The 12162-nt window shown below is 70.2% G+C and carries 10 protein-coding genes; 6 read left to right on the plus strand and 4 right to left on the minus strand.

Annotated elements, in window-relative coordinates; all coding sequences use genetic code 11:
* Positions 1-374 precede the first annotated feature (374 nt).
* The 4 genes from spbR to GHC57_RS11420 all read left to right on the plus strand — a co-directional run bounded on the left by spbR (position 375) and on the right by GHC57_RS11420 (position 5816).
* Positions 375-1496 carry a SpbR family protein gene (spbR, locus tag GHC57_RS11405; RefSeq protein ID WP_153344301.1) on the plus strand — a complete coding sequence of 374 codons (1122 nt, stop codon included), beginning with the start codon at positions 375-377 and terminating at the stop codon, positions 1494-1496.
* Positions 1497-1856: 360 nt separating this feature from the next.
* Positions 1857-3887, plus strand: coding sequence for a GGDEF domain-containing protein (locus GHC57_RS11410; RefSeq protein WP_246152276.1), 2031 nt, complete (start codon positions 1857-1859; stop codon positions 3885-3887).
* A 57-nt stretch (positions 3888-3944) separates the two neighbouring features.
* Positions 3945-4496 (plus strand): cysteine peptidase family C39 domain-containing protein, encoded by a 552-nt coding sequence (locus GHC57_RS11415; protein ID WP_153344303.1) that lies wholly within the window; start codon positions 3945-3947, stop codon positions 4494-4496.
* A 684-nt stretch (positions 4497-5180) separates the two neighbouring features.
* Positions 5181-5816, plus strand: a complete 636-nt coding sequence (locus tag GHC57_RS11420; RefSeq protein ID WP_153344305.1) for a VPLPA-CTERM sorting domain-containing protein — start codon at positions 5181-5183, stop codon at positions 5814-5816.
* Between the two features lie 143 nt (positions 5817-5959).
* Here the strand turns inward: GHC57_RS11420 and GHC57_RS11425 are convergent, their stop codons facing one another.
* Positions 5960-6688, minus strand: a complete 729-nt coding sequence (locus GHC57_RS11425; protein WP_153344307.1) for a class I SAM-dependent methyltransferase — start codon at positions 6686-6688, stop codon at positions 5960-5962.
* Between the two features lie 198 nt (positions 6689-6886).
* On the opposite strand from GHC57_RS11425, the gene GHC57_RS11430 reads away from it, so the two are divergent.
* Positions 6887-8452 carry an alkaline phosphatase D family protein gene (locus GHC57_RS11430; protein ID WP_153344309.1) on the plus strand — a complete coding sequence of 522 codons (1566 nt, stop codon included), beginning with the start codon at positions 6887-6889 and terminating at the stop codon, positions 8450-8452.
* Positions 8452-8784: a hypothetical protein gene (locus tag GHC57_RS11435; RefSeq protein ID WP_153344311.1), complete on the plus strand. Its 333-nt coding sequence runs from the start codon at positions 8452-8454 to the stop codon at positions 8782-8784. Before GHC57_RS11430 ends, GHC57_RS11435 begins: the two co-directional genes overlap by 1 nt.
* Before the next feature lie 293 nt (positions 8785-9077).
* Here GHC57_RS11435 and bluB read toward each other — a convergent pair whose 3' ends face one another.
* The 3 genes from bluB to GHC57_RS11450 all read right to left on the minus strand — a co-directional run bounded on the left by bluB (position 9078) and on the right by GHC57_RS11450 (position 12027).
* On the minus strand, positions 9078-9713 hold the full coding sequence (gene bluB, locus GHC57_RS11440; protein WP_343031166.1) for a 5,6-dimethylbenzimidazole synthase: 636 nt from the start codon (positions 9711-9713) through the stop codon (positions 9078-9080).
* Positions 9714-9884: 171 nt separating this feature from the next.
* On the minus strand, positions 9885-11258 hold the full coding sequence (locus tag GHC57_RS20270) for an SHOCT domain-containing protein (RefSeq protein ID WP_153344313.1): 1374 nt from the start codon (positions 11256-11258) through the stop codon (positions 9885-9887).
* Positions 11236-12027 (minus strand): hypothetical protein, encoded by a 792-nt coding sequence (locus GHC57_RS11450; protein ID WP_153344315.1) that lies wholly within the window; start codon positions 12025-12027, stop codon positions 11236-11238. Before GHC57_RS11450 ends, GHC57_RS20270 begins: the two co-directional genes overlap by 23 nt.
* Positions 12028-12162: the final 135 nt, after the last annotated feature.

Genomic DNA, 12162 nt, shown 5'->3' on the forward strand with positions numbered 1-12162 from the left:
CCCGTGCAATCCTGGCATGCATCGCCGGACTTATCTCGCCCAAACAACCAGCATGCATATCTAACGCAAACTGAGCCTTAAATATATAGGATGTCATCCTGAAGCCGCGAAGCGGCTGAAGGACCTCGAGCGCAAGTCTCCAACCCGCTGCAAAGACCTGGGAGAGCGATCCCGTTAACCTGAGCCCGTCGCGCTGGCGTGCGGGCGGCAATGGCTATACAAAATCCTCAACGCGGATTACGGTTTCCCCTCAGGCGCATATCCGGGGCGCACGGCGGCCCTCGGGTTGGGTGATCCTGGCGCCTCGGATCCGTTCAGCGGGGGTGGCGCGGCCGGAGCGGGCGCGCGGGTGGAGAGTCACAGGTACAACGACGATGACCGATCAGCGATTGTCGATCCAGGACGTCAACCGTCTTCTGACCGACCCTTCCGACGAGACGCGGGCAGAGACGGCCGAAAAGCTGGCGCGTCAGATCGACGATACCTCCCTGACCGACACCGAGCGGCGCATGGCCGAGGAAATCCTGCGCCTGATGGCGCGGGACGCGGCCGTGCGCGTGCGCGAAGCCCTGTCGGAAAACCTGAAGGACAACCCGCTGGTGCCCCGCGACGTGGCCCAGGCCCTGGCCCGCGATGTGGATACGGTGGCGCTGCCGATCCTGGAGTTCTCCGAGGTCCTGACACCCGCCGACCTGATCGAGATCGTGCGCGGCAAGGACGAAAGCAAACAGGTCGCCATCGCGCGGCGCAAGGTGGTGCAGGCGGACGTGGCCGACGCCCTGGTGGACGAGGCCGGCGAAACCGTGGTCGAGGTGCTGGCCGGCAACCAGGGCGCGGACCTGACCGAAACGTCCCTGCTGAAGATCGTGGACCGCTACGGCGAGAACGAGGGCATGCAGGGCTCCCTCATCGGTCGCGAGGTGCTGCCCATCACCATCGCCGAAAAGCTGGTCAACCAGGTCTCCCAGGCCATGCGGGAGCAGTTGCTGTCCCGCCATGCCCTGTCGGCGGAGGCGGCGGAAGATCTCATCCTGCACTCGCGCGAACGGGCCACCATCGGGCTGTCCACCGGCTCGTCCGAAGAGGGCGTGCAGCGCCTGGTCCGCCAGTTGCGCCAGCACGACCGGCTGACGCCGTCGATCATCGTCCGCGCCGCCTGCATGGGCGACATCATCTTCCTGGAATGCGCCATGGCCGAACTGGCGTCGGTCACCCTGGCCAACGCCCGCATGCTGATCCACGACTCCGGCGACCTCGGCCTGCGCGGCATCTTCGACCAGACCGGCCTGCCGCAGAACATCTACCCGGCCCTGCGCGCGGCCGTGGACACCTTCCGCCAGACCGACTACGACGGCCTGGAAAACGACCGCGAGCGCTTCAGCCGCCGCATGATCGAGCGGATTCTGACCCAGTACGGCGATCTGGGCGTGGACTTCGAATCGGACGACCTGGAGTATCTGGTGGGCCGCATGGGCCAGTTGCCGGCCACGCTCTGAAACCGCATCCCAGGGGGCCCGGTCCGCCCGGCCCCATGCGACGCTTTCATGGCGACGGCGCGCCGACACGATGATTGCGGGCGGACGCCCGCGGCATCCGATCTTCGGCCTAGGCCTTTCGTCCGGTTTCGCGATCAAGTGCTTCCATTTCACACGGGAATCGGACACCGTCCTGCCAGCGACGTTGCCCGCGCGCCGGCGAACACGCCTCCCGCGCGCGGAGGCCATGCTCCGGGGTCCTGACCGGGGTGGCCGCAGCCGGCGCAACGCCGCGCACTGGCTCCCACGGTCCGGGCGGGGGCCTGCCGATCGTCACGTCATGGTCGGGCGATCCCGACCGAACAGGATTCGACCACGGCCATGGCCAAGGACACCGGAAAACGGGAGGCGGCAGACCCGGCCGACGCGCCGGAGTCCGGGTGGGAGGCCCGCGCGAATCCGCCGTGGTACCGGCCGCGCTTCACGGTGCCCCACGGCCGGCGCACCCCGCCCGACGAGGAAACGCTGGCGCGGGCCATCGGCTGGGACGGCGTGATCGAGGGGCTGCGGATGGCGCTGGACCCGGTGGTCGGCATCCATTCCGGCCGGACCCTGGGGGTCGAGGCGGTCATGGACAATGCCGTGGCGCTGGGCTACGCCTCCACCCATGATCTGCTGGACGCCGCGTTCGACAGCAGCGACGGCAGCGATCCTTTGCGCGCCCAAAATCGCCTCCTCGACATCGAAACGGCGGCCCATCAGGCCGCCGTGCGTCTGTTCGCGGCCCTGCCGGACAATCCGGCGCTGAAGCTGTTCCTCAATCTGGATTCGCGCCTGCTCGCCAACGCCGACCGGATCGTGGCGGGGCTGCGCGCCTCCCTGTCCGACCACGGCATCGCGCCCACGTCCGTGGTCCTGACCATCTCAGAGCGCATGCCGTTCGTGAACGTGGAAGCCCTGTGCGACGGGGCGCCGGGCGCGGATGCCGCGCACGAGGACCTGGAGCGCCTGCTCGCCACCCTGCGCGGCCTCTCCGGCCGCCTCGCCCTGGCGGATTTCGGGGCCGGCTCGGCCAGCCTGCCCCTGCTCACACTGACCCGCCCGGACTTCGTCAAGCTGGACCGCTTCTTCGTGCAGGCCCAGGCCCGCGACCGCGGCCGCCGCCTCGCCCTGCAGGGGTTGGTGAATCTGGCCCAGCCGCTGGGCACACTGGTCATCGCCGAGGGCGTGGAGACAGTCGAGCAGTACCAGACCTGCCGCCAGGCCGGCTGCGAGTACCTGCAGGGCCCCCTCGCCGGGCCCCGGGTGACGGCGGCGCAGGATCTGCCCCGCACCTACGAGGGGATCCGGTCCCTGTCGGAGATCGATCACCGCCGGGTGGGCAACGACGCGGCCCTGATCGCGGCCCAGACCGAGTACATGGCGCCGATCACGATGGGCACCGCCATGGCCGAGGTCTTCGAATGCTTCCGGCAGGCGAAGGACCAGACCTTCCTGCCGGCCGTCGATGCGGCCGACGAGCCGGTCGGCATCATCCGCGAGGCCGACCTCAAGGAATACACCTACAGCCTGTACGGCAAGGACCTGCTGAGCAACCGGGCCCTGGGCCGCACGCTGGACGGGTTCGTGGTGCGCGCCCCCGTGGCGGACGTGACCACCCCGGCGGAAAAGATCCTGGATGTGTTCTCGGCCTCCGGCGGGGCCGAATGCGTCCTCATCACCCGGGACCGCAAATACATGGGGTTCCTGTCGGCCTCGTCGCTGCTGAAGGTCATCAGCGAGAAGAACCTCGCCATGGCCCGGGACCAGAACCCGCTCAGCCGCCTGCCCGGCAACACCATGATCAACGAATACATCTTCGAGGCCCTGCACACCACGGACCGGCCCTCGACCCTGGTCTATCTGGATTTCGACAACTTCAAGCCGTTCAACGACACCTACGGCTACCGTCAGGGCGACCGGGCCATTACCCTGTTCGCCGAACTGCTGCGCAAGGCGCTGCCGCGCGAGGACGTGTTCGTGGGGCACGTGGGCGGCGACGATTTCTTTGTCGGCTTCCGCGATTTCGACCCGGACCACGTGGTTCACCTGATCGGCGACCTGATCGAGCGGTTCCGCCGGGACGTGGAGAGCTTCTACGACGAAGAGGCCCGCCGCACCGGCTTCATCGTGGCGCGCGACCGCGAGGGGGTCGAGCGCCACCTGCCGCTGCTGACCGCCTCCGCCGCGGTCATCGAGATCCCGCGCGGCCACAGCACCCGCAGCGCGGACGAGATCGCCGGCCTGATCGCCCGGTACAAGAAGAAGGCCAAGGAATCGGCGAGCAAGATCGCCGCCGCGCGCCTCGACGACGGCGCGCCCGCCGACCCGACCGGAGCGGACGCGCCGCGGCCCGATCCCGTCCGCGCCTGACGGCGCCGCCCGGAAGAAGGGCTTGCCGCCCGCGTCCCCCCGGTCCATCTGTGCGTCATGACCTCCGCCCCATCCCATGATCCGCGCCCGCCCGCGCCGCCCAGCCCGTCCGCGCCCGCCGTCAACGGCTGTTTCCTGGACCGCCTGGTGCTGATCGCGGCGGACCGGGGTCTTGTCGCCGACCGGACCCGCCTGGCCGAGGCGCACGGCATCGCCGGCGACGGCTTTCCCATCGAAACCGTGCTGGCGGTGGCGGCCGCGCTGGGGCTGAACGCCCGGCACGCCCGGCTGTCATGGGCCGACCTGGCCACATTAGGACCGTCTGGGGCACAGTCTGGGGAACCGTCTGGGGGAGGGTCTGGCCCCGAGGCGACCGCCCTGCCCGCCCTGCTGATCTTCCGGGACGGCGCCACCGCCATCCTGGACGCCATCGACCCGGGGACCGCCCCGATGGCGGAGGCCGACGGGCCCGCGCGGGTTCTGCTGCGCAATGAAGGACCCCCGGAGCTGCGGACCGAGGCTCATCTGGCCCTGGACCGCACCGACCTGGCGTTGTTCTGGGGCGGAGACGCGATCCTGCCCGGCCCGCCGGTCCCGGCCGCGCGCTGACCGCCCTCCCGGCCCGGACACACCGCAGCGCCCGAGTCCGCCTTCGGACCGCGATGGCGCGTCCTCCTTCGAATGGACGACATGAGCTGGCGCAGCCGCCGCGGACCCGAGGTCGCATGGATCGCGGGCAGGTCCGATCCGCGCAGGCACCATGGGTAGGGCGGCCCTCGCCCATGGCGAGCGACTCGGGGGAAACCCTCCAGAGCGCGGCGCATGAACCGCGCCGGCGCGCTCACCGATTCGATGCACGTCGGCGCGGGCCTTTCACCCTGTGCGTTTCCCACGTGTGCGGTCGGGCTTTCCGCCCCCACCTCCCCTCCCCCATTCGGTGGAGCCTGACCGGGGGACGATGCCGCCCCGCCCCGAGGACCTCCACCATTTGGTGGAGGTCGGCCCGTGCCGATGCTCCACGTGATGGAGGGGGGAGTCGAAAGGGGCTTCCAAATGCCTGACAATCGCATAAAGATTTAGACGAATGCTGGGGGCGTGGATTCGCCTCAATCGCCTTCGCGGGCGGTGTGCTCAGGAACGAGCGCCTGGAACCAGACCTGTCGTCGGGACAGCCACCAGGGGAACCCGGCCGGCTTCGACGATCATGGTCGTGATACTCACCGCAACGATGGCCTTGTTCGGGTCCGTGTCGAAAATTCGACCGCCCGACAAAGACTGGAAGGAGATGGGGACATGACTGCTTTTCCGTGGATGAAGACGACCCTCGGCGCCGCCATGGTGTGCGGCGCGCTGGGCATGACCGCGACCACCGCAAATGCGGCGATCAGTTTCTCCAAGAACTTCGACGTCTTCGATACGCGTGCGTTTACGTCCTACGACAACACCCCGTCCTCGACGACGGGCACCGTTGACATGGACGTTACGGGCAGCGATCCCGGCGTGTACCGGGACATCTGGGAAGGGACGGCCGGCGCCAACACCTATGAGTACAATTCCGTCCAGGGGGGTAGCTCGGCCACCTACACGTTTGGCGGGGCGATCGACCGTCTCTTGGTGACCTGGGGCTCCCCGGACAGCTACAATACCCTGCAGTTCTGGAATTCGGGCAGCTTGGTTGAGAGCTTCACGGGTGACCAGGTTGACAACCCCCCGGACCCGGGTCTGGGTTTTGTGAACGTCTACTTCAAGTCCGACCCGGGCTTTGAGTTCGACTCCGTCGTTCTGATTTCGGACCCCAACAATGCGTTCGAGCATGTCGTGTCGACGGTGCCGCTTCCCGCCGCCGCGTGGTTCATGCTGACGGCGCTGGGCGGTCTGGTCGGCAGCCGCTGGCTGAAGAAGGACAAGGCCGCCCCGGCCGCCGCGTAATCCGTCCTGACCGGCCTATGGCCCGAGTCTGAGAGGCGATGAGCCGGATCCGTCCGGTTTGTCGCCTCTTTTTTTGGGTCATCGCGGAAAATCGGGGCCATGGGGCGTCCCTCGACCTTTCGTCGGGTGCAGACCGACCGCCCTCAGCGGGCGACCGGCTCGAACCGGGGCAGCACCCTGACCGTGTCCCCCAGGCGCACGATGCTTTGCGAAAAGCGCGTGGTGTGGGGGAACCCGGTCACCTCGGTCATCTTCACGCTCATCATCAGCAGCGCCCCCATCACGGACGCCAGATGGGCGTTGCCCGGCCGGGCGAGCACATAAGTCGGCCATGTCTCCCGCGTGAGGAAGACGAAGTCGAAGTCCGTGTCCATGACGAAGGCGTTGACGGCCTCGATCACCCCCATGTTCTGGGCGCGGGCGCCGGGGTGGTTGGCGTAGTCATGCCCCAGGATGAACCCCGCGTCCTCGATCTTGCGGCTGTAGGTCTCCAGATCGGCCCGCACCACGTCGGTGGTGTGGTCGCCGTCGATGTAGACGAAGGTCAGGCTGCCGTCGGGGATGTCCCGGGCGGCGTCCGCCGAAAACGCGCGGTGGATCACCACCGAGCCGTCCGCCACCTGAGGCGCGAACATCGCCGTCACGTTGCGGAACCGGGCGTCCTGCTCGGCCTGCGCCAGATTGTTCTCGTCGGCGGCGTACGCCGTGTCGGCCTGATGCACCCACGGGTCGATCAGGTGCAGGCGGCTGGGGGCAACACTCTCGCGAATCTTTTGCGAGAACGCGCCGGAGGCAACACCGATTTCCGCGCAGCGCCCCCCTTTGGGCATGAGCGGGAGCAGTTGCTCCCGCGTGATGTCCAGAAAAAGCATAATCCCTCGTTCGCCGTCTCCGGGTGGATCGCCGCCCAGGGGGCGCGTTTTCGGCGAGCCCGTCAAGCCGTGGTCTCCGCCGTCCGCCGCATCGTCACGGCAAATTCAAGGGGGCGTCACGGCGCTGCAATCAACCGTCCGTAGGCTAACGGTCCTCGATCCTCTCCACCCGATTCCAGTCTGGAGGACTCCGCCGTGATGCCTGCTTCCCGCGCCCGTTTCGTGGCCGCAACCGCGATCGCCCTGGCGCTCGCCGCCGCCGCGCCGACTGTCGCCCCGGCTGTCGCCCCGGCTGTCGCCCAAGCCGCTGAAGGTCCCGCCCAGCCCTTCGGCATCCAGAGCGGCGACGTGACCACCGACTCCGCCGTCATCTGGGGTCGGCCCGACCGCGAGGCCCGCATGATCGTGGAGTGGGCCACGACCGAGGACTTCGCGGACGCCACCCGCGTCGTCGGCCCGGCCGCGCTGGAAGACAGCGACCTGACGGCCAAGATGATCCTGGACGGCCTGCCGGCCGGCACCGAGATCTTCTACCGCGTCATCTTCCAGGACCTGGAGGACCAGACCATCGAGGGCGCGCCCGTCGCCGGCGCGTTCAAGACCGCGCCCGCCGGCCGCGCTGCGGTGCGCTTCACCTGGTCGGGCGACACCGCCGGTCAGGGCTGGGGCATCAACGAGTCCTGGGGCGGCATGAAGATCTACGAGACCATGCGCCAGGCCGAGCCCGACTTCTTCATCCACTCGGGCGACTACATCTACGCCGACGGCCCGATCAAGCCCGAGGTCCAGCTCGCCGACGGCTCCACGTGGACGAACGTGACCATCCCCGAGAAGGAAAAGGTCGCCGAGACCCTGAACGAGTTCCGGGGCAACTACCGCTACAACCTGATGGACGCCAACGTCCGCGCGTTCAATGCCGAGGTCCCGGTGTTCGCGCAGTGGGACGACCACGAGACGACCAACAACTGGTACCCGCAGGAGGTGCTGACCGACGACGACCGCTACGCGGTCAAGAGTGTGGCCCTGCTGTCGGCCCGCGCCAAGCAGGCCTTCGCCGAGTACACGCCGAGCCGCATCGACGGCACCGAGGAGCGCGTCTACCGCACGGTCTCCTATGGCCCGCTGCTGGACGTGTTCTTCATCGACATGCGCACCTACCGGGGTCCGAACACGCCCAACCTGCAGGAGACCATGTCCGACGAGACGGTCTTCCTCGGCGCCGAGCAGGTGACCTGGCTGAAGCGCGAACTGTCGGCCTCCGACGCCACCTGGAAGGTGATCGCCTCCGACATGCCCATCGGCCTGGTGGTGCGCGACGGCGACCACTTCGAGAACCTGGCCAACGCCGATGACGGCGCGCCCAAGGGCCGCGAACTGGAGATGGCCGACCTGCTGCGCTTCATCAAGGCGGCGGACGTGGACAACGTGGTCTGGCTGACCGCCGACGTGCACTACACGGCGGCGCACTTCTACGACCCGGAAAAGGCCGCCTTCAAGGACTTCACCGGCTTCTGGGAGTTCGTCTCCGGCCCCCTGAACGCCGGCACCTTCGGTCCCAACGACAAGGACGCCACCTTCGGCATCACCGTGGACTACGAGAAGGGCCCGGCCGAAGGCCAGGCCAACCTGCCGCCGTCCGACGGCCTGCAGTTCTTCGGTCAGGTGGATATCGCCGGCGACGGCACCATGACGGTGCGGCTCAAGGACCTGGAGGGCGCCACCCTGCACACGGTCGAACTGACGCCGGACGCGCCGGAGTCGTGATGCGGCGGATCCTGCGATCCGGATTTGGCGCGGCGGTCGTCCTCTGGGCGGCCGCCGTGTCGGTCCTGTCGGGGCCCGCATCGGCCGAGGAGATGGCGGCCGCCGACGCGGCCGCGCGCCGCATCATCGCCGCCCATTGCGCCCTGTGCCATCCGCCTTTGCCCGACGGAACCGGCTGGGTGCAGATGACCGTGGTCCCGCGCGACCGCGCCGGCTGGGCGTCGGAACTGCGGCGCATGGGCACGGACTACGACGCCCCGCTGTCCATGGACGAGCGCATGACGCTGCTCGACTACCTGTCGCGCGCCTTCGGCCCAGGCGCGGACGGGTAGGACCACGCGGCAAGCCAGACCACCCCCCGACCTCCTCTGATGCCGGGCGGGCGTTGCACTCCCGCCCGCAGCGTTTTCATCCCCATCCCTGGGCGAAACGGTCCGGACGGGGCTGCAAGCTCCGTTCGGCATGTGAGTCTTTGTTTTTGTCGCCGCAGCGCCCCTGTGGGGCGCGCGGCTCCGCCGCTTCGCGGCGCGGGTGCAGTCGCACCGGCCGCCCGACGAAAAGGATGAACCTTTCCGTCGGGCGGTATGACTTGGCTTTTCTGTCGTGTGCCCCTCCCGCGCCCCGCCTACACCGACTCCCAGCGGGTCGGAACGTTCGGCTGCCAGCCCGCCCGGTCCAGCAACGGCCGGTCGTCGTGGGCCTCGGGGTAGCCCAGGCAGAGATAGGCCGTGAAGCACCAGCTCTCCGGCACCGCGAACAGCCGCTCCAGTTCGAGCGGCTCCAGGATCGAGACCATCCCCAGCCCCACGTTCTCCGCCCGGGCGGCCAGCCACAGGGTGTGGATCGCCATCGCCGTGGACTGCATCAGGGTTTCCGGCATGGTCTGACGGCCCAGTCCGGCGCCCTCCGCCGGGTCCGTCTCGGTGAACACAGCCAGATGCACGGGCGCCCGGTCCAGGCCCGCCAGCTTCAGGCGGTTGTACTTGGCGAGCCGCGGCCCGTCGTAGATGGTCGATGCGGCCGTGCGGCAGCGCTCGAATTCGGCGCGGACCGCGTCCCGCAGACCTTTCGTTTCGACCCTTAACACCCGCCAGGGCCGGGCGTTGCCCACGGACGGTGCGGTGTCCATGGAGTCCCGCAGGCGGTCGAGGACCCCTTCGGGAACAGGCTCGGAGCGGAAGTGGCGGATGTCGCGGCGCCACTCCAGAAGCTGGCGGAGGGAGTCGGCATGGGACGGGTCAAAGCGCATGGGAACCGGCACGAAAGGGACGCTGCGGTCGGCGGGCGACCGGCGCGTCGGGTTGACAAGTGGAGCGGCGCAACGCCGGACGGCGCGGCCGCGATCGCGGGGGCGGGGTCGTCATCCCCGGCGCGGCCCGCGACCGCACAGGGGAAGAGACGTCCCGGGGACGGACGCGACCCCGGGACCCGATCACTGGACGGCGGGCGCCGTCCCCGACGGGGACGGGGCGTCGTCGTCCACGCGGCCGAAGGCGCGCCGCAGGATGGCCTGGCGGCGGTCGGCGTATTCATTCTCGGTCAACAGGCCCTGCTCGCGCAGGTCGCGCAGCGTGGCCAATTGCGCGCCGATGCTGGCGTCCGGATCGGGCAGGGCGGGCTTGGCCGCGTCAGGGGAAGGCGCGGCGGCCCGGACCTCGTCGCGCGGCAGCCCGCTGCCCACGCCGCCCAGGACGATCACGCTGTCCGAGGGGGTCGAGGGGGCCGGGGCGGCCGGGGTCGGTGCCGTTTCGACGGGCGCGACGTCGGCGGGCTGCGCTGCTGGCGGCGGCCGATCCGACGGCGGGGTCTCGACCACCGGCGCCGGCGCGGGCGTCGGGGCCGGGATGGGATCGGGCGCGGGCGCAGGATCGGGGACGGCCGCCTGCTGCGGGGGCGGCGTCGGTTCGGGCGCGGGCGCGGGATCGGGTCGCGCGGCCTGCTGTTGCTGTTGCGGCGGGGTCGGCGCGGGGATCAACGCGGGGGCCGGCTCGGGGGTCGGCTCGGGGTTCGGCTCGGGGGCCGGCTCGGGCGCGGCGGCCACGGCGGGGGCCGGCGCGGGGATCACCGGCGCGAAGGGGTCCGGCTTCGGACCCAGGGCCGCATGATCCGTTCGCGGGGGCGGAGCCGGCGGCGCGGCCGAGACGGCGGGGGTGGGCGCGGGGTCGCGGGCGGGCGCCCGGGTCGGGGCCGCCGGCGCCGGTGTTTCGGGCCGCGCGGCCACGGCCGGTGCGGCGGGCCGCCCGATCCCCAGGGCCGTGCGCAGACTGTCGCGGCGGGCGCGCAGGCCGGCATCATCCGGGGCCAGGGCGAGCGCGACCTCGCACGCGCTGAGCGCGGCCCGCCCGCTCAGGGTCTCGCACTTGATCCGCTCCACCCGAAGCTGCACCGCGCCGCTGGTATCGGCGCGGGCCGCGGCCTGCTGCTCCTGGAAGCGCTGTTCCTCAAGGTAGCTGCGGGCGATCCGCAGGGCGTGCGCGATGTCGGCCCCGCCGGCCCCGGCGGCGCGGGCCTGGTCCAGGACCTGGATGGCGCGTTCGGCCTGTCCGGCGCGTTTGAGCGCCTCGGCCAGGGCCACGGCCACCCGGCCGTTGGTGCGGTCGGCCTCGAAAGCGCGGGTGCAGATGCTGGCCGCCCGGTTCGGCGCGGTCGCCAGGCACTGCGCCGCCGTGTGATCGTACTGCGCCCAGGTCGGCGCGGACCAGACCAGGGCCGAGGCCATCACCGCGACCCGCAAGGCGGCCACGCCGGTCCGGCCTTTCGCCGGCCCGGCGCGATCCCGCTGTCTAGTAGCCGCCACCGCCGCCATCGCCGCCTTCCCTGCTCATGATCCCGCTGCCACCGCCCCCGGCGGGGTCGCGCCACGCCCAGGCGCCGGATGGCAGCCGGATCAGGTTGAACAGCCACCGGCGCTCAACCGTTGTGTAGGGCGGGTTTTCCTGCGCCAGCGTCTGTTCCATCGACTGGCGCATCTGCAGGAGCCCGGCCTCCTCCGCACTGTACTGTCCGTCGCTGTTCTCGTCGATTCCGGTCTGGACACCCTGCGCCACGCGGGCCATTTCCTGCGCCAGCGCGTGGGCCTCGGAGGCCGATCCGGCGCCCAGCACCGCGTCCGACAGGCCGATGAGAAGGCCCACGTCATACAGCACCGCCTCGCCGATTTCGGTGAACCGGGTCCCGTTCGACCGCACGTTCGGGGTCGCGTCGGCGGATTCCATGGCGAAGCGGACGTGGCTGACCGAGCCCTCCAGCGCGCGCCGCAGCCCGTAGCCGGCGCCCGGCCCGGATGCCTGAAGGCGGGGGTCGATGGCGTGGCGCATGTCGCGCACGTTCGCCTTGATCGCCGCCAGATCGGACGCGGCCGCGGCGGCCCGGGCCTCCTGCGTCACCACGCGGGCCTCGCGCTCCGCCGTGTCCAGCAGCCCGGCCTTGCCCGGGGTGTCGGTCCAGGCCGTCATGGTGTGGCCGATGTGCGTATGGGCGATGGTGGGCCGCTGCACGGTCACGCACCCCGACACCATCCCCGCCAGACCCCCTGCCAGGCCGATGAGAACCAAGCCCCTGAAAACCGTCCGCATGCGATGCACCTCCCTGGTCATGGGCCGTGGCGGCCCCCGCCCCGCGTCTCCGGATGGCGCTGGTCCGGCGTGCGATCCCCGACCGGGGCGCGCCGGGTGGCACCGCAACAGCCCACGCCGCCACTCAAGTATCGC

Origin of the sequence: Roseospira navarrensis (genome assembly GCF_009601025.1) — a bacterium.
Taxonomy (GTDB): domain Bacteria; phylum Pseudomonadota; class Alphaproteobacteria; order Rhodospirillales; family Rhodospirillaceae; genus Rhodospira; species Rhodospira navarrensis.

Coding starts and splice junctions, on each gene's coding strand:
- GHC57_RS11430 (WP_153344309.1), top strand. CDS start 6,887: ATGCCTGCTTCCCGCGCCCGTTTCGTGGCCGCAACCGCGATCGCCCTG.
- GHC57_RS20270 (WP_153344313.1), bottom strand. CDS start 11,258: ATGGCGGCGGTGGCGGCTACTAGACAGCGGGATCGCGCCGGGCCGGCG.
- GHC57_RS11425 (WP_153344307.1), bottom strand. CDS start 6,688: ATGCTTTTTCTGGACATCACGCGGGAGCAACTGCTCCCGCTCATGCCC.
- GHC57_RS11450 (WP_153344315.1), bottom strand. CDS start 12,027: ATGCGGACGGTTTTCAGGGGCTTGGTTCTCATCGGCCTGGCAGGGGGT.
- spbR (WP_153344301.1), top strand. CDS start 375: ATGACCGATCAGCGATTGTCGATCCAGGACGTCAACCGTCTTCTGACC.
- GHC57_RS11435 (WP_153344311.1), top strand. CDS start 8,452: ATGCGGCGGATCCTGCGATCCGGATTTGGCGCGGCGGTCGTCCTCTGG.
- GHC57_RS11420 (WP_153344305.1), top strand. CDS start 5,181: ATGACTGCTTTTCCGTGGATGAAGACGACCCTCGGCGCCGCCATGGTG.
- GHC57_RS11410 (WP_246152276.1), top strand. CDS start 1,857: ATGGCCAAGGACACCGGAAAACGGGAGGCGGCAGACCCGGCCGACGCG.
- GHC57_RS11415 (WP_153344303.1), top strand. CDS start 3,945: ATGACCTCCGCCCCATCCCATGATCCGCGCCCGCCCGCGCCGCCCAGC.